Source organism: Kribbella sp. VKM Ac-2568 (assembly GCF_004345365.1).
Taxonomy (GTDB): Bacteria; Actinomycetota; Actinomycetes; order Propionibacteriales; family Kribbellaceae; genus Kribbella; species Kribbella orskensis.
Genome location: NZ_SLVF01000002.1, coordinates 20520 through 38302, shown reverse-complemented (window position 1 = coordinate 38302; position 17783 = coordinate 20520). Strand labels below are relative to the sequence as shown.

The 17783-nt window shown below is 69.3% G+C and carries 13 protein-coding genes; 9 read left to right on the top strand and 4 right to left on the bottom strand.

Translation table 11 applies throughout. From position 1 onward, the window contains the following. Positions 1-83 precede the first annotated feature (83 nt). On the top strand, positions 84-4514 hold the full coding sequence (locus tag EV648_RS04065) for a hypothetical protein (RefSeq protein WP_132285173.1): 4431 nt from the start codon (positions 84-86) through the stop codon (positions 4512-4514). 10 nt (positions 4515-4524) lie between these two features. Continuing rightward, a complete protein-coding gene (locus EV648_RS04060; protein WP_132285171.1) occupies positions 4525-5457 on the top strand; it encodes an LLM class F420-dependent oxidoreductase in 933 nt (310 codons plus the stop codon). A 1-nt stretch (position 5458) separates the two neighbouring features. Here the strand turns inward: EV648_RS04060 and EV648_RS04055 are convergent, their stop codons facing one another. Continuing rightward, complete coding sequence (locus EV648_RS04055) at positions 5459-6658, bottom strand: MFS transporter (RefSeq protein ID WP_241994876.1); 1200 nt, start codon at positions 6656-6658, stop codon at positions 5459-5461. A gap of 242 nt (positions 6659-6900) precedes the next feature. Between EV648_RS04055 and acnA the strand changes: the two genes are divergently transcribed. The 3 genes from acnA to EV648_RS04040 are packed head-to-tail and all read left to right on the top strand — an operon-like array spanning position 6901 to position 11070. Beyond that, positions 6901-9675, top strand: coding sequence for an aconitate hydratase AcnA (acnA, locus tag EV648_RS04050; protein WP_132285169.1), 2775 nt, complete (start codon positions 6901-6903; stop codon positions 9673-9675). A 60-nt stretch (positions 9676-9735) separates the two neighbouring features. Then, positions 9736-10452 carry a sulfite exporter TauE/SafE family protein gene (locus EV648_RS04045; RefSeq protein WP_132285167.1) on the top strand — a complete coding sequence of 239 codons (717 nt, stop codon included), beginning with the start codon at positions 9736-9738 and terminating at the stop codon, positions 10450-10452. A 60-nt stretch (positions 10453-10512) separates the two neighbouring features. Next, positions 10513-11070 (top strand): HEAT repeat domain-containing protein, encoded by a 558-nt coding sequence (locus EV648_RS04040; RefSeq protein ID WP_132285165.1) that lies wholly within the window; start codon positions 10513-10515, stop codon positions 11068-11070. 4 nt (positions 11071-11074) lie between these two features. Here EV648_RS04040 and EV648_RS04035 read toward each other — a convergent pair whose 3' ends face one another. Both EV648_RS04035 and EV648_RS04030 read right to left on the bottom strand, forming a co-directional pair. Next, positions 11075-11491, bottom strand: coding sequence for an HIT family protein (locus tag EV648_RS04035; RefSeq protein WP_132285163.1), 417 nt, complete (start codon positions 11489-11491; stop codon positions 11075-11077). Then, positions 11491-13398, bottom strand: a complete 1908-nt coding sequence (locus EV648_RS04030; protein ID WP_132285161.1) for a Na+/H+ antiporter — start codon at positions 13396-13398, stop codon at positions 11491-11493. The genes EV648_RS04035 and EV648_RS04030 overlap by 1 nt, the downstream gene beginning before the upstream one ends. 155 nt (positions 13399-13553) lie before the next feature. On the opposite strand from EV648_RS04030, the gene EV648_RS42415 reads away from it, so the two are divergent. Then, the gene (locus EV648_RS42415) at positions 13554-13706 is read left to right on the top strand and encodes a hypothetical protein (RefSeq protein WP_158293893.1); all 153 of its coding nucleotides are present in this window, start codon (positions 13554-13556) and stop codon (positions 13704-13706) included. Positions 13707-13726: 20 nt separating this feature from the next. Here the strand turns inward: EV648_RS42415 and EV648_RS04025 are convergent, their stop codons facing one another. Further along, positions 13727-14221, bottom strand: a complete 495-nt coding sequence (locus tag EV648_RS04025; RefSeq protein ID WP_132285159.1) for a DUF402 domain-containing protein — start codon at positions 14219-14221, stop codon at positions 13727-13729. A 53-nt stretch (positions 14222-14274) separates the two neighbouring features. Here EV648_RS04025 and rfbB point away from each other — a divergent pair, with 53 nt between their 5' ends. From rfbB to EV648_RS45035, 3 genes are all read left to right on the top strand, one after another. Further along, positions 14275-15273 (top strand): dTDP-glucose 4,6-dehydratase, encoded by a 999-nt coding sequence (gene rfbB / locus EV648_RS04020; protein WP_199234425.1) that lies wholly within the window; start codon positions 14275-14277, stop codon positions 15271-15273. A gap of 133 nt (positions 15274-15406) precedes the next feature. Then, positions 15407-17233 carry a LamG domain-containing protein gene (locus EV648_RS04015; protein ID WP_132285157.1) on the top strand — a complete coding sequence of 609 codons (1827 nt, stop codon included), beginning with the start codon at positions 15407-15409 and terminating at the stop codon, positions 17231-17233. A gap of 52 nt (positions 17234-17285) precedes the next feature. Beyond that, positions 17286-17729, top strand: coding sequence for an Imm53 family immunity protein (locus tag EV648_RS45035; protein WP_132285155.1), 444 nt, complete (start codon positions 17286-17288; stop codon positions 17727-17729). Positions 17730-17783 lie beyond the last annotated feature (54 nt).

Sequence of the window (17783 nt, the reverse complement as noted above, 5' to 3'; positions counted from 1 at the left end):
CTGGCCTGGATCTGACCCCGGAGCCGGAGCGGGCCCTCAGTTGGGGCCGCCTGAGCTGGATTGGCACCTGAGCAGGAGACCCGATGCCGCTCGTCGACCTGGACGACCCGGAGGAGCTGCGCGCCCGCTGGACCGCGCTGGCTGCGGTCGCCCATGCGACGGGCTTCGACCGCCGCTGGTACGCCGACGAGAACGGCTGGTACCACCAGGACGAGACCGGCAGCGACCTGCGCATGGTCAAGCTCGGGGGCGGCCGGGCGGTGCTGTTCGGGTTCCACACCCAGCACAGCCGGACAGCCGAGGCCGACCTACTGGCCGGGTCGCCGGACTGGATCGGGCAACCCGAGGTCAAGCGGCGGATCGCGGCGGGGCAGCTGGGGTTCGTCTACGGTAGCTTCAACGGGACGTGGGCTCGCGCCTCGTATCCGGGGGATCCGTGGCAGCCGCTGGACGACGGGTTCCTGCCGATCGCGGAGTGGGTGACCTCGGACGAGGAAGCCGCACGCGAGCTGATCGAGTGGACCGCCGAGTGGGCTGATTACCTCGGCGGCCTGGACGAGTTGCTGCCGATCGGGATCCGGCTGATTCGTACCGCGGGGTCTACCGGGCTCACGCCGCACGCGCTGCAGGAGTTGTTCGACCGGCTCGGGGTCGGGCCGAGGTCGCCGCAGCAGCCGGATCTGCGGGCGGCCCTGGTGGCGGCCGAGCATTTCAATGGGCCAGCTGCCGATCCTGTGATCGGTACCGCGGGTCCGGCTGCCGCTCCTTCTGCGGCGGTTCCTCCCGTTGCTGTTGTTCCGGCTGGACCGCCTGCGGCTGCTGAGACTCAGGCGGAGCCGCGGTTCGAGCCGGACGAGGGCCGGTACGAGCCGGACGCCGGTCGGTACGAGCCGGACGCGGCTCGGTCTGTGCCGGACGGAGGCCGGTACGAGGCGGATGCCGGTCGGTATGGAGCGGACCCAGGCCGATACGAGGCGGATGCTGCTGGGTATGAGGCGGATGACGACGAGGAGGACGAGGAGCTTTTTGTCGTCCCGCCGGGGATCAGTCCGTTCACGGGTCAGCCGATCGGCGACGACGCGAATCTGGTCCTCGGAGGCGCCGAGCCGTTCGCGCCGGAACCACTGACCCCGGAGCTGCCGTTCCGGCCGGATTCGCCGTTCGCTCCCGAGCCGCAGTACACGCCGGAGCCGACGTATGAGCCGACTCGGCCGGCGCCGGCCCAGTCGCAGTACGGGGCTGAGGCTCCGGCACCTCGAGGGGACGATTACGGGGTCACCGGACGCAAGCGGAGATTCCGACGCAAGAAGCGGGATGAGGACGACGGCGAGGCGCTTGTCCGCCTCGGCCTGGTCGGCCCGGAGCCGGAGACTGCTGAGCCGCGCCCTCAACCGCCGGCCGAGCCGCCCCGGTCCCATCCGACGGCCTACGCGCAGAGCACGCCGGCACCACTTGGACCGCTGCCGTCCTCGGAGCCGCCGCGGGTCGGTGGTGAGGGCGAGGGCGAGGACTTCTACGCCAGCCTCTTCGCCGATGCTCCCGCCGCTGCTACCTACACCCCCGACGTACGCCGCGACGCGCCGCGGGACTGGAATGCCCGCGAGCAGTCGCCCCAACCGGATCAGCACAGTCAGTCCGAGCCGTCGGCCTGGTCCGCCGCCGACGACGCGACCAGCGAGTTCACCCCTTTCACCGACGACACCGCCGCCACCCCGATCGTCGAGGACGACATCGCCCCGCCGGCCGCCACCGACGACGGGCCGCCGGCCGCCACACCGATCGTCGAGGACGACATCGGCGTAGTCGACCCGGTCCCGGCGGACGAAGCGGAATACATCCCCGACCATCTGGACTACGACGGACCGACAGACGCGTTCGACGTACTGCCGGATTCGGAAGGCGACCGGCCAGACCACGACGGACCGACGGACGCCTTCGACGTACTGCCGGATTCGGGAGACGACCGGCCGGACTACGACGGACCGACGGACGCGTTCGACGTACTGCCGGATTCGGGAGACGACGAGCAGGTTGCGGCCTCGCAGCAGGTGAGCGACGAGCAACCTGTTCAGCAACCCAGGCGTGGGCAGCAGCCGCCGGCTGAGCGCGAGTGGGTCGGCGGTGCCTGGATCAACGGCGAATGGGTCGAGGACGTCGCCGCCTACCTTGCCGCCCAGCAACAGGCCGCTCAGCAACAGGCCGCCCAGCAACAGGCCGAGGAGCCGCCGACCGAGGAACACCTCGTCATCGTCCCGACGGACGCCGCGCCTTCCGCTGATGAGTCTTCCGCGGGCGAGGCGGCCTCTAGCGACGAGTCTGTTGAGAACAGCACCGAAGACGCCCCGACGGCTGAGATCGCCGCGGTACTGTACGCCGACTTGGACTCCGGCGACCCGGCAGAAGACGAGTACTACCCCTCCGGCCCGTCACCCTTCGCCACCGCGGACGGCCCCACCAGCCGCGACCTCCCACCCAACGGCTTCAGCAGCATCACCCCAGAAGAATTGAAACCGGGGGAGTACGCGTACGAGCTCGACGGCCAGCTCTTCCACGACGAGATCCTCGGCGACGCCGACTGGACCGCCGACCAGCTCGCCGACCTCCCGCCGCCCACCACGGCCCCGGCCCCTGGGCCAACTCCGACGCCCCCGGCCTCCAGCCCCACTCCGACGGCCCCGGCGCCCGGCCCAACTCCGACGTCACCCGCTGCCCAGGATCCGGCCTCCACCGCGCCAGCGCCGGTCGCACCCGCCGAGGCGATCGACGATCCTGCCCGGACCAACGCCCCGTACGCGGCCGACGCTCCTTCCACGCCCGATCACCAGGCCGACGCGTCGGGTGCCGCGCAGGGGGCTGCCGAGGGGCAGTCACAGGCTCCTCTGAGGGATGTCGAGGAACCGTTCAACCTGGACGACCTGCGGCCGATGACCGGCTACAACGCCGAGCAACTGGCCGCACTCAGGTCGCTCGCGGCGCCCGTTCAGATCGGCCCTCGCCCCTTCCACGAGCCCGGCCGAACCGAGCAACCCGACCAGCAGCCGCCCGTCGCGCCGGAAGCCCCTGCGCCGGAAGCCGTGGCGTCGGAAGCGACCACGCCGGAAGCCGTGGCGCCGGAAGCTGTAGCGCCCCGAGACCAGGCTGATGGTGGTTGGGGTGAGCAGTCCGCAGTCGAGATCACGGCCCAGCTCGAACCCATCCAGGACGACTCTTCGGATCTCGCCGCGGACGATTCCGGCGAGCCGGAGGCCGGTCGCGAACAGCTCGATCGTGAACAGTTCGATCGCGGACAGTTGGATCGCGAGCAGCTCGATCGTGAGCAGCCGGATGCTCGGCAGCCGGATGCGGTGCACGACGCCGGCTTGGGATCGGAGGAGGCAGGTCCGCTCTGGCAGCGGTCTGCGCTGGACGACACCATGGAGCGGCAGCCGTTCGGGCCGATAGAGGACTTCGCACCCGGTGCCGACGACCGGCCGACCGGTGAAGCTGGAGTGCAGGTTGAGGCCTGGCAGCAGGAGGTCTCCGCCCAAAGGGGGCCGGAGGCTGGGGCTGACCCCGCTTGGGCGGTAGACCCGGAACAGGCGCCTGAGGTGGACTCGGCCTGGGTGGTGGACCCGGAGCAGCCGGCTCAGGCGGACTCGGTCTGGGCAGGAAACCCGGAGCAGATGCCGGAGGCTGAGGCGGGCTCTGCCTGGGCGGAGACCCCGGGGCAGGCGGCGGAGGCTGAGGCGGGCTCCGCCTGGGCGGCAAAGCCGAAGGGTGGGGCGGTTTCTGACCTGCACCGGGCGCAACGTGAGGTGGTTCCTGACCTGCACCAGGCGCAACGTGAGGTGGTTCCTGACCCGGAGCAGGCGGCATTTGAAGCGGGTCGTGGTCCGGAGTTTGGTGTTGCCGGGGCGTCTGAGGTTGAGGTTGAGGGGGTCCCCGAGCGGGCGGAGGCTGCCGGGCGGCGGGAGGAGTTGGTGGCGCCGCCGGCGAGTTCGGCCGTGGATATTCCGGGGCTGGGTGTTGTCGGGGGTGAGGCGGCTGAGGTCGAGGCTGAGCCTGGGTCTATCGAGGAAGCCATGCGAGCTGAGTACGAGCGTCCTCGCCCGCGGCCCAAGGAGTCCGAGGCGTTGAAGGCCTTGCGGGAGTGGTGCCGGGTTCGGACGAAGATCGTGCCGTCCGGCTTCACGATCCAGGTGCAGGTACTGGATCCGGCGGCGCCGTCCTACCGGTTCGATCTCGAGCCGCCGGACGTCGACGACCCGCAGTACGGGGCTGAGCGGCTCAGTGGGTTGCTCGGGGAGTTGTGGCTGGCCGAGTCGCAGAGGGAGCAGGGCGGCTGGCTGTTCGCGCGCGTCGATGCGGCCGGGCGGACCGTGCGGATCGACCGGTGGTACGACCAGGTGCCCGACTGGTGGGACAACCCGGTGGAGCCGCGGCTCGACGTACTCGGGCTGGTCCGGCGGCTGAACGACCGCGGCCCGGACTGGCAACCGTCATACCTGGAGAAGTTGTACACGACGGCGAGATAGCGTTATCCGCATGTTGCTCAGGATCTTCACCGAACCCCAGCAAGGCGCCTCGTACGACGACCTGCTGGCGGTCGCGCGCAAGACGGAGGAGTGCGGTTTCGACGCCTTCTTCCGCTCCGACCACTACCTGGTGATGGGGGACCAGGACGGCCTCCCTGGTCCGACCGACGCGTGGATCACGCTGGCCGGCCTCGCCCGCGAGACGAGCCGGATCAAGCTCGGCACCCTCGTCAGCTCGGCCACCTTCCGCAACCCCGGTGTGCTCGCGATCTCGGTCGCGCAGGTGGACCAGATGAGCGGCGGACGCGCTGAGCTCGGCCTCGGCGCGGGCTGGTACGAGGCGGAGCACGCGGCGTACGGCCTCGACTTCCCGGATACGCCGGGACGGTTCGACCTGCTGACCGAGCAGCTCGAGCTGATCACCGGACTGTGGGACACGCCGCTGGGGGAGAAGTACGACTTCGCCGGCAAGCACTACCAGCTGAAAGACTCCCCGGCGCTGCCGAAGCCGGTGCAGCAGCCGCACCCGCCGGTCATCGTCGGTGGCGCGGGCAAGAAGCGGACGCCGGCCCTCGCGGCGAAGTACGCGGCCGAGTTCAATGCGGGTTTCCGGTCGGTCGAGGAGACGCAGGTGCTCTTCGATCGCGTCCAGGAGGCCTGCCGGGCGATCGGGCGCGACCCGCAGACCCTGGCGCTCTCGACCGCCCACACCGTTGTGGTGGGCAAGGACGACGCGCAGGTCAAGCAGCGCGCCGCGGCGATCGGCCGTGACGCTGACGAGCTGATCGAGAACGCCGTCGCCGGTACTCCGGCGCAGGTCGTCGACCGGCTGGGCCGGTTCGCCGAGGCGGGTTCGCAGCGGCAGTACGTCCAGATCATGGATCTCGCGGACCTCGACCACCTCGACCTGATCGCCGCCGAGGTCCTCCCGCACGTCTCCTGACTCAGCCCCTCGCCGGCCGCCGCATCAGTACCCCGGTCACGGCGTACAGCGCGGCGGACCCGGCGAGGGCGAGCGGCAGGCCGGCGACGCCGGCAATCAGCGCGATCGACAGCCCGCAGATGACCGCGCCCAGGTACTCGGCCTGGGCGAGGAACGAATGCGTCGTAGCCCGTACTTCGCTCGTCGTGCGCGCGTTGACCCAGATCGTCGCGATCAGCCGGGTCAGCGGCGCGGCGATCCCCGAGACGACCACGAGCGCGACACTCCCGCAGACCGCGCCGGGCGCGAACGCGAGCACCGCCATCCCAACTGCCCCCACAGCGGCGGAGACACCGTAGGAGTGGCGCGCGTGCTGCCCGTCGAGCCGCTTGTCCACCATCCGCAGCACTGCGGCGCCGACCACGAGCGCCATGAACCCGAGCGCCGTGAACCAGACGATCGGATCAAGCTCGGGCAGTCCCAGCTCAACCAGTTGCTTCGGCGCAAGACGCCCGCCCGCGTTGACAGCCCCGTTGACCAGAAACGTGGCCAGGAAGATCCGCAAGATCTCCGGACTCCGGCGTACCAGGGCGAGACCGCGGCGGAAGATCGTCCACGACGCCGACCACCGCGCGTCGCGGGTCGGCATGAACCGCTCCTCGGTGAACCGGAACCCGACGTAGAACGCCAGCAGCAGCATGGCCGACCCGGCGAGCACGATCGCGAGGTCGCGCCAGGTCGCCCACGCCAGTGCCCCGATCCCGAGGAGTCCCACTGCCGCGCCGGTCAGCTCAGCCCGGGCCGCCCGGGACAGGACTGCCGCGATCCGGTCCGGCTGGTCCAGCTCGTCAGTGATCCAGGCGATGTCCGAACCGCTCGCGAACGTCCACGACAAACCCCACAGCACCTGCGTCCCGAGCAGCAGCGGGAACGAGGTGACCAGCCCGGTGGTCAGCATCGCCGTGCCCATCAGCACCTGCGACAGCACCAGCGACCACTTCCGGCTGATGGTGTCGGCGAGTACTCCGGCCGGCACCTCGCTCACCAGCGCGAACAACCCCTGCGCGGAGCCGATCAGCACGAGCTCCGACTCGGTCAGGCCGGCGTCGAACACCAGGTAGACGCCGGCGACCAGCCACCAGCCGCGGTGCAGAGCCGCCCGCATCCACGTCCAGCGGACAAAGGTGGCGACCAGACGGCGTTGGTACTCCGATCGGCTCAAGGTGGCCAGCAGTCCAGCAGCCCGCGCCGTACACCGGCAACCGAATTCGGCGGGTGTGGCGGGTTGCCGGGAGTACGCGGGCGTGATGCGGTGAACCTGGTGCGACGTGATGACTCGATGTCGTGTATCTTGATGTCGAGAGACTTTGCGGGGCGGGAGGTTAGGGCAGCCTGATCTCCCGGCCGGGCCGGCGGCTCGGCAGGATGGCTTCAGCGAACAGGACCGGATAGAGGAGCAGGTTGATGGCCAGCGTCGACAGCTTCGGTGCCAAGGGTGCACTCGAGGTCAGCGGACAGTCGTACGAGATCTTCAGGTTGGCGGGAATCGAGGGCGCGGAGACGCTGCCCTACTCCCTCAAGGTGCTGCTCGAGAACCTGTTGCGCACCGAGGACGGCGCGAACATCACCGCCGACCACATCACCAAGCTCGGCAGCTGGGACCCGAACGCGGCCCCCGAGACCGAGATCCAGTTCACCCCGGCCCGGGTGATCATGCAGGACTTCACCGGCGTGCCGTGTGTCGTCGACCTGGCCACCATGCGCGAGGCGGTCGCCGAGCTCGGTGGCGACCCGGCCAAGATCAACCCGCTGGCTCCGGCTGAGCTCGTCATCGACCACTCGGTCATCACCGATGTCTTCGGTCGCCCGGACGCCTTTGAGCGCAACGTCGAGTTCGAGTACCAGCGCAACGGCGAGCGGTACCAGTTCCTGCGCTGGGGCCAGACCGCCTTCGACGACTTCAAGGTCGTCCCGCCCGGCACCGGCATCGTGCACCAGGTCAACATCGAGCACCTGGCGCGCACCGTGATGGTCCGCGACGGCGTGGCCTACCCGGACACCTGCGTCGGCACCGACAGCCACACCACGATGGTGAACGGCCTCGGCGTGCTCGGCTGGGGCGTCGGCGGTATCGAGGCGGAGGCGGCCATGCTCGGCCAGCCCGTCTCGATGCTGATCCCGAAGGTGGTCGGCTTCAAGCTGTCCGGCTCGGTGCCGGCCGGAGCGACCGCGACGGACGTCGTCCTGACCATCACCCAGCAGCTGCGCAAGCACGGTGTGGTCGGCAAGTTCGTCGAGTTCTACGGCGAGGGCGTCGCGGCGGTGCCGCTGGCCAACCGCGCCACTATCGGCAACATGAGCCCGGAGTTCGGCTCCACCTGTGCGATCTTCCCGATCGACGATGTCACCCTGGACTACCTGCGTCTCACCGGTCGGTCCGACCAGGACGTCGCGCTGGTCGAGGCATACGCCAAGGAGCAGGGCCTGTGGCACGACCAGTCGGTCGAGCCGCGCTTCTCGGAGTACCTCGAGCTCGACCTGTCCACCGTCGTGCCGTCGATCGCCGGCCCGAAGCGGCCGCAGGACCGGGTCGCGCTGAGCGAGTCCAAGGAAGCCTTCCGCGGGGCGCTCACCGACTACGCGACCGAGGAGCTCGACGTCGACCCGTCGGAGACCGGCAGCTTCCCAGCCAGCGACGCGCCGAACGGTCACGGCAACGTGAACGACGAGCCGCACGTGCCGCACGGCGCCAACGGCCGTCCGTCGAAGAAGACGAAGATCAGCATGAACGGCCAGGAGGTCGAGCTCGACCACGGCCACGTCGTGATCGCCAGCATCACCTCCTGCACCAACACCTCGAACCCGTCGGTGATGCTCGCCGCCGCGCTGCTGGCGAAGAACGCCGTCGACAAGGGTCTGTCGAGCAAGCCCTGGGTGAAGACGTCGCTCGCGCCGGGCTCGAAGGTCGTCACCGACTACTACGATAAGGCCGGCGTCACGCCGTACCTGGAGAAGCTCGGCTTCCACCTGGTCGGCTACGGCTGCACCACCTGCATCGGCAACTCGGGTCCGCTGCCCGAGGAGGTCTCGGCGGGCGTGCAGGAAGCCGACCTGGCCGTCGTCTCGGTGCTGTCCGGCAACCGCAACTTCGAGGGCCGGATCAACCCGGACGTGAAGATGAACTACCTCGCGTCGCCGCCGCTGGTGATCGCCTACGCGCTGGCCGGCACGATGGACTTCGACTTCGAGACCGACGCGCTGGGCCAGGACACGGACGGCAACGACGTGTTCCTGAAGGACATCTGGCCGGCCGCGGACGAGGTGGAGAAGGTGATCGCCTCCTCGATCAACAAGGAGATGTTCACCAAGGACTACGCCGACGTGTTCGCCGGTGACGAGCGCTGGCAGTCGCTGCCGACGCCCGAGGGCAAGACGTTCGACTGGGACGCAGACTCGACGTACGTGCGCAAGCCTCCGTACTTCGACGGCATGGCGAAGGAGCCGTCGCCGGTCACCGACATCGCCGGCGCCCGGGTGCTGGCCAAGCTCGGCGACTCCGTCACCACGGACCACATCTCCCCGGCCGGTTCGATCAAGGCCGACAGCCCGGCCGGCAAATACCTGGCCGAGCACGGCGTGGACCGCAAGGACTTCAACTCCTACGGCTCGCGCCGCGGCAACCACGAGGTGATGATCCGGGGCACGTTCGCCAACATCCGGCTGCGCAACCAGATCGCGCCGGGCACCGAGGGCGGCTTCACCCGCGACTTCACCAAGGACGACGCGCCCGTCACGTCGATCTACGAGGCCTCCGAGGCGTATGTCGCCGCCGGTACGCCGCTGGTGATCCTGGCCGGTAAGGAGTACGGCTCCGGCTCGTCCCGCGACTGGGCCGCGAAGGGTACGGCGCTGCTCGGCGCGAAGGCGGTCATCACCGAGTCGTTCGAGCGGATCCACCGGTCGAACCTGATCGGCATGGGCGTCCTGCCGCTGCAGTACCCCGAGGGCGAGAACGCGGAGTCCCTCGGCCTGACCGGCGAGGAGACCTTTGACATCACCGGTGTCACGGCGCTGAACGACGGCGAGATCCCGCGCACGCTGCACGTCAGGGTCACCGGCACGGACGGTTCGGTCAAGGAGTTCGACGCGGTCCTGCGCATCGACACCCCGGGCGAGGCGGACTACTACCGCAACGGCGGCATCCTGCAGTACGTGCTCCGCTCGCTGATCGCCAGCTGACCCTGCCCCTGTACGGCGTACGTCGTACAGGCTGATACCGACGGAGAGGCCGCCCGCAGCATGGATCTACACATCCTGCTGCTGGGCGGCTTCGCTGTCATTGTGGCCGCGATGGTCCAGGGGACGCTCGGGCTCGGGCTGTCGCTGGTGGCGGCGCCGGTGGTGGCCTTGCTCGACCCGACGCTGATGCCGGGAGCCATGCTCGTGCTGGGCATGGTGATGCCTTCCATGACGCTGGCGCACGAGTGGCGGCACGTCGCGTGGCGTCAGGCCGGCTGGCTGACGAGTGCCCGGGTCGCGACCACTCCGCTCGGTGTACTCGTGCTCGCCTGGGTGCCGGCCCGGGCCATCGGAGCTGTTGTCGGGGTGGTTGTGCTGGGGGCCGTGGCTCTCACTGCTTGGCGCCTCAAGCTGCGGCCGAGTCGGCGAGGCTTGATCGTGGCGGGAGCCGTCGCCGGGGTGTCCGGTACGGCGGCGTCGATCGGCGGGCCGCCTGCCGCGCTGGTGCTGCAGCATGAGCAAGGGCCGCGCCTGCGGGCGACCCTGGCCGCGTTCTTCCTCGTCGGCTCGATCGTGTCTCTTTCCGCGCTGGCCGTCGGCGGGCAGCTCACGCACCACCAACTCCTGTACGGCGCGTCGCTCATCCCGGGCCTGGCGATCGGCTTCGCGCTGGCGGTTCCTCTGCAACGGCGCCTGCACGGCCCCCGGCTCCGCCAGGCGGTGCTGCTCCTCGCCGCGCTCTCCTCGATCGTCGTGATCATCCGGTCGATCGCCTGAGCGGCCCGCTTCCCTCGGCCGGGGTTGGGAAACTGTCGGACCGGCGCGCTTTACTGAGCTATGGCCGTCCAGGAACGGGAGCATCCGCGGGAGGTGATCCGCGGTTCGTGCGCGAAGCACGGGACCGACGAGGTGATCGACTGGTGTGTCGCACTGCTGACGACCGAGGTTTCGCCGGAGGAGGCGTTCGGGCCGCTGCTGCCGAAGCTGAAGTGGATCACGGGGCCGTCGGCCGGCGGCTGGGCGTCGCTCGACCCGGTCAACTTCTACTGGGTCCGCGTCTGGGCTGCTCGGGCCTTCCTTTACGTCTGGCGCGACGACGTGGTCGACGCGTTGCTCGTGGCGGCCGGCGACCCGGCGTGGCGAGTCCGCGAACACGTCGCCCGCATCACCGCACAACGCGAGCTCGGCCAGCTGGTCGACTCACTCCTGCCGATGCTCGACCACGAACTGCCTCGCGTCCGCGCGGCCGCAGTACGCGCGATCGGCGCGGCCGGCGAGTTCGAGCATGCGGAGGCTGTGGTCGAGCTGCAGGACGACCCCGACCAGGCGGTCCGGGCCGCCGTCGAGCGTGCCCTCCAGCGACTGGAGACCCGCCTGGACCGCCCGGTGACCTGAGGAGCTACGCCTCCAGTGCCTGGCGGAGTTTCGTCGCGTACTCCGCGGCCTCGGCGTCGTCGGCGTACTTGGTGCGGGGCCAGAAGAAGCCGCGCAGGCCGTCGCCCTTGGTCCGCGGTACGACGTGGACGTGCAGGTGCGGTACGGACTGCGAGACCACGTTGTTCACGGCGACGAACGACCCCTGCGCGGAGTACGCCGTACGGACCGCGGCCGCGATCGAGCGGGCGGCGCCGAACAGCGGCACAGTGAGCTCGTCGGGCATCTCCACCATCGTCGCGATGTGCTCGCGCGGCACCAGCAGGGTGTGGCCCTTGAACACCGGGCGGATGTCCAGGAAGCCGACCACCTCGGGGGTGTCCAGCACGATGTGGGCGGGCGTGGAGCCGGCGATGATCGAGCAGAACAGGCAGTCCGCCATCAGCCGAGCTTCTCGTCCACGAAGCACCAGCGCCAGTTCTCACCCGGCTCGAAGCTCCGCATCACCGGGTGCTGGGCGCTGGAGAAGTGCTTGCTGGCGTGGCGCCCCTGCGAGGAGTCACAGCAGCCGACGTGGCCGCACCCCAGACACAGCCGCAGGTGTACCCAGGTGCTGCCGTCGACGAGGCACTCCTCGCAGCCCTCGGGCGTGTTGGGGGTCAGCACCATCGGTGCCTTCTCCAAGTGCTCGCAGGCGCCGGCCGGCGACGGCGGTACGCGAAGGTCCTCTGACTGTCCGCCGACGTCGTCGGCCTCTGCCCGGTCCAAGATGGACTCCTCGATGTCGAGTGCGATCTGGGCCCGTTGCAACACCTCGTCGGCGACGAGGCCCTCGTCCCGGACCTTCAGGATGTGTTCCCGCTCAGCCTGCAGCATCGCGGTCCTGAGCCGACGATAAGCCTCACTGGGCGTTTCGTACTCCGTCTCGGGCCGTCCCAGCCGCTCCCAGGCCGCCAGGGCGCGGGCCTCACCGCGCTGCCGGAGCAGGTCGATCACCTCTGGTGGGTCGTCCGGCCGGGCGATCCGGTCGAGTTCCTCCTCGCCCGCCTTGTGCGCGCCCTGCAGGACCGCCGCCTCCTGGAGCGCGTCCTCGGCGGGATCGGGGCCCGGCAGCCGCATCACGCGGACCAGCCAGGGCAGCGTCGAACCCTGCAGCAGCAGCGTCCCGGCGGTGACGATCAGGGCGATGAAGACGAGAACCTCACGGTGCGGCGTGTCCACCGGAAGGATGAACACGGCCGCCAGGGTGACCACGCCGCGCATCCCGGCCCAGGAGATGATCGCCAGGCTCTGCCAGCTCACCGGTCCGGGCCGGGACCGGCCGAGGATCCGCCGGGACAGGTAGGTCGTCGGGAAGACCCAGATCGGCCGGAGCAGCACGACCGCCAGGAAGACCCCGATGGTGGCGAGCGCGATGGTCCCGGCCGACAACGGGCTCCTCGAGACATCGTCCAGGATCCAGCGGGTCTGCAGCCCGATCAGCAGGAACACGGCGTTCTCGAGCAGGAACTGGATGGTGCGCCAGTTGGTCCGCTCGGAGATCCGGGAGGCGGCCGACTGGATGATCGGCGCCTTGTGCCCGAGGATCAGGCCGGTCACCACGACCGCGAGCACCCCGGATGCATGCACGTAGTGGTTCTCGGCCGCGACGTACGCGATGAACGGAGCGGTCATGCTGAGCGTGGTGTCGAGCACCGGATCAGTGAATCGTTTGCGGATCTTGGCCAGCACGATCGCGACGAGGAAGCCGACCAGTACGCCGCCGCCGGCCGCGCGGAGGAAGTCGAGACCGACCTCCAGGACCGTGGGCGTCACCGCGGCGGCCGCGAGCGCGGTCCGCAGGCAGACCAGCGCGGTCGCGTCGTTCACCAGGCTCTCGCCCTCGAGGATCGTCACCACCCGGCGGGGGAGTCCGACCTTTTTCGCGATCGCCGTGGCCGCGACCGCGTCCGGGGGAGCGACGACGGCGCCGATCGCGAAGGCGGCCCAGAGCGGGAGCCGTTCCTGACCATCGGCCTCGGCGCCCACGTTGAACAACCAGTAGGCGACCAGGCCGACGCCGACGGTGGTGAAGGCGACCAGGCCGACGGACAGCAGGCCGATCGACCGGCGGTGCTTGGAGAAGTCGACCAGGCTGGTCTTGATCGCCGCCGAGTACAGCAGTGGGGGCAGGAACCCGACCAGCACGACCTCGTGGGAGAGCTCGACCCGCGGTACGAACGGCAGGTACGAGAACCCGATGCCGACGACGACCAGGAGCAGGGGAGCCGAGATCCCGATCCGCCGGGCGAGCGCCGCACCGGCCGCGACCACGGCAACCAGGGCAACGATCTCGATCGCGATATCCACCGGCACAGTCTGGCAGGCGACGACCTCGCTCGTGACCTGGTTCGCCCACAGCGGAGCGCAGGCTCCGCGAACGGGTGGGGAGCGTGATCTGTTCTCCCGGACCGAGGTCGTCCAGCGCGTGCGCACCGGAACATCATGATCACTGGGGGTCATAGATGCGCTGGTCGACCTCGTGGCCGGGCCTGGACTGGGTGGCCAAGCAGCGGCCGGGCGATCCGCTGATCGGCGGCCGTGTCCGCGAGCTTTGCGCCTTCTTCGCGCTGAGCGTCGGCACCAACCCGGCGCTGACCCTCCATCGGGTCCCGTGAAACATCGCGACCCGTGAAGGTCAGCGGACCTTGTCGAGGTAGGTCTTGTAGACCGTGAGGAACGGCTCCTCGGTGGTCACCGCGGTGAAGAGCCAGTCGCAGGTCGCCTGGGCCTGGGCGATCACCTCGGGCGGGTAGCCGAACTGCACCTGGTGCTCGGCGAACTCGTCCTCGTCGTCCACGATGACCTGCCCGTCGCGCTTCCGGATCACGTCGAGGTCGAGATCCACCATCGTGACGACGTCGTCGCCGAACTCCACCGGCGTGGTGATGTCGGCGTAGATCTCGGTCGACCGCGGCTCGTCGTTGAAGAGCGCGGTGAACCAGCGATCCCGGGGGAACAGTTGGACGTAGGCCTGCGGCTGGGACACCTCGGGCTCGGAACCGCGCTGCGACACGGAGTTCGGCCGGGCACCGAGCCACAGACCGTACTGGTCCTCGCCCAGGTACTCCATCCACTGGTGCCAGTGCAGTCTCTCGTCGTACTTGCGGTAGACCACCCGGACGTTGCGCATGGCGTCACCGTACCGGCGGCGACGGTCACCGCCGTACTGGATATCCTCACCGCATGCGGCGCATGCTCGTGACCGGGGGAGCCGGCTTCATCGGTGCGAACTTCGTGCACGACACGGTCCGCCGTGACGAGGACGTCGAGCTCACCGTGCTGGACAAGCTGACCTATGCCGGCAACCGGCGCAACCTCGATCCGGTGTCCGAGCGGATCACCTTCGTGCACGGTGACATCTGCGACGCCGACCTGGTCGACGACCTCGTCCGCGGTACCGAGCTGGTGGTGCACTTCGCCGCCGAGTCGCACGTCGACAACTCGCTGAACGACCCGTCGCCGTTCATCCGCACCAACATCGTCGGCACCTTCACCCTGCTCGAGGCGGTCCGCCGGCACGAGAAGCGGTTCCACCACATCTCCACCGACGAGGTGTTCGGCGATCTGCCGTTGGACTCGGAGGACCAGTTCACCGAGCAGACGCCGTACGACCCGTCGAGTCCGTACTCCGCGAGCAAGGCGAGCTCCGACCTGCTGGTGCGCGCCTGGGTCCGCTCGTACGGCGTGGCCGCGACGCTGTCGAACTGCGCGAACAACTACGGCCCGTACCAGCACGTCGAGAAGCTGATCCCGCGCCAGATCACCAACATCCTCCTCGGCGACAAGCCGAAGCTGTACGGCACCGGCGAGAACGTCCGCGAGTGGACCCACGTCGACGACCACAACGACGCGGTGCACCGCATCATCGCCGACGGCCGGATCGGCGAGACCTACCTGATCGGGTCGGGCGACGAACGCAGCAACCGCCAGATCGTCGAGAAGATCCTCACCCTGATGGACCTCCCCGCGGACGACTACCTCCTGGTCGACGACCGGCCCGGCCACGACCTGCGCTACTCCAACGACTCCACCAAACTGCGCACCGAGCTCGGCTGGACCCCGACGTACCCGGACTTCGACACCGCCCTGGCCGCGACCATCGACTGGTACCGCGCGAACCCGACTTGGTGGAAGCCCCAGAAGACCGCCACCGAAGCGGCGTACAAGCTCCTCGGCCGCTAATTCTTTCGGCGTTACAGGTTCTGCACGTTGCTGCAACTTCTGGGATCTCTCTAGACGCACCCGCGCAGGTGACCAAGGATGATCCGGCCGCCCGGCTGCAGGAGCCTGGGACGGCTCTGTCCGGGAGGGCTGCATGACCAGGTGGGGAGCGCCGCGACTTTGGCTGTCGAATTGGCGAACGGCAACTATCGGAGCCGTCGCGCTGGCAATCGCAACAGCAACTGGCCTCCAGGCCGCCGCGACCACGCTGGACGACCCGCCGGTCCCGCCGACGCCTCCGGTGATCACCGCGACCTACCACGGCACCGAGATCACCAACTGCCTCGACCAGACCGTCTGCCCGGAGACCGCAGTACTGGGTGAGTCGGTCACCTTCACCTTCATCGCCACCTCACCCGACGTGGTCCGGCACCAGTACGGCTTCATCGGCACGGGAGCCGAGTCCATCGATGGGAACACCGTCACAATCACGCTCGCGCCGCCGGACCAGGGCTGGAACAGGCTCGACGTTCAGAGCATCAACGAGCTCGGTCAGTTCAGCACGACCGCGTCCTTCCTGTTCAACGTTGGGCCGCGGCCAGGACCACTCGGTTCATGGGGCTTCGACGACGGCACCGGTATTACGGCAGCAGACGGCCCGGGCCTGACGCATCCGCTCAACCTCGGCGGTGGCACGGCATTCGACGGCAAGGGCCGGGTAAACGGGTCGGTGGCGCTCGATGGCGTGGACGACTTCGCGCAGGCCGGCGATGCGGTGGTCGACACGTCCCAGAGCTTCACCATCTCCGCTTGGGCGCGCCCGACGAACAGCACCAAGCGGGGCGTCGTCGCCGCGGTGACCGGTACTGACAGCAACGCCTTCGCCCTCTTCTACGACGCGGCCGCCAGGCGCTGGGTCTTCGCCCGCAGCTCCGCGGACGCCAAGAACCCGACCCTGTACCGCGCAGCCTCCAAGGAAGCTCCGATCAACGGTGCCTGGGCTCACCTGATCGGCACGTACGACGCCGCGACCGGCCGGCTGCAGCTGTTCGTCAACGGACGGCTCCAGCAGTCGACGACCTCCTCGACGACCCCCGCGTGGCGGGCCGCCGGTCCGCTGATGATCGGCCGGGGCAAGTACTCCGGTGCGCTCAGCGGCTGGTTCGCGGGTTCGCTCGACCAGATCAACCTCTGGCAGCGCGTGCTCGTCGCCGACGAGATCCCCGGTCTCGTCGACCCCCGGATCGGCTCGAGTGGCAACGACCGGATCGCATCCGGCGGCGCGGCGTACTGGCCGTTGGACGACGCCGCCCAGGGCACCGATCACGTCTGGCGGACGGCGGAAGCAGTGCGCGGAGCGGATCTCACCCTCGCGGGCTTCGGCAGCCCGGCCGGCGCTTTCGTCGACGATCCGGAGTACGGGCGGGTGCTGGAGCTGACCGGCCGGTCGCGTGAGTCGTTGACGCTGAACCGTTCCGTGGTCGACGGCAGCACGAGCTTCACGGTCGCGGCCAGGGTGAAGATCGGCGATCCGGCCAAGCCGATGGTGATCGCGCGTCAGGGCACGACCGGGAAGGACACCTGGCGGCTGGAGTACAAGCCGGTCGACGAGTTCACCAGCCAGTGGATCTTCGCCCGCGGTGACGTAGCGTCTGCCGCCGAGACGGTGGCGATCGCGACCGTCGACCGGGAGTCGGTGGCCGGCTGGCACCTGCTCGCCGGCTCCTACGACGGCAAGCCGGCCAGCGCGTCCGACCCCGCGGGCGAGCTGGGGCTGACCGTCGACCTCCGCGCATCCGACGGCTCGTCCGAGCGCTACACGGCCACCCCGCCCCGGGCCGGCAACACCGTGGTCGGCGCCGCCCGCACAACAGGCAAGTCCTTCACCGGCCGCCTCGACGACCTCCGCCTGTACGCCGGAGTAGCCGGCTCATTCAAACTCTGCGAAGACTACCCAGGCCAAGACGCCTGCGGCTCGTAGCCCATCGCTCCCTTACCCTCAGTCCGCGCGGGTCAGGGAGCGAAGCTGAGTCATGGGAGATTCCTCGATGACATCAGGTGCCCTCGAGTTCCTGATCGATTGGTTTGCGATCCACTGCGACGGTGACTGGGAACACTCCGAAGGGATCAGGATCGCGACACTCGGCAATCCCGGCTGGGCGCTCGACGTACGGATCGAAGACACCGAGCTCAACGGCGTACTGGGACTGGTTCACCAAGCGCCTCTGCATGACTTCCTGGGGCCCGCATACCTCGGGTTCGACGCTGTGGTGGCAGCGCATCTTCGAGGCGGGTCCGTCTCCGAAGGAGCCAGTATCAGTTGGGGTTTCGGGCACCCGGATAGCGAACGACGGTGCGTTGACGGGGTCGGTGGACGGGGACTAGCGTCGGGATCAATCCCTCGGAACGGCGCCGACCTTTGCAACGCAGGGGTTCGCTGTCGGGTGGGGACTCACCTGGTACGGGGCAGGCGATGACCGCATCGCTCAACCACAGCGCGGTCGCGGTCCGCGATCGAAACAGCGAGGCCT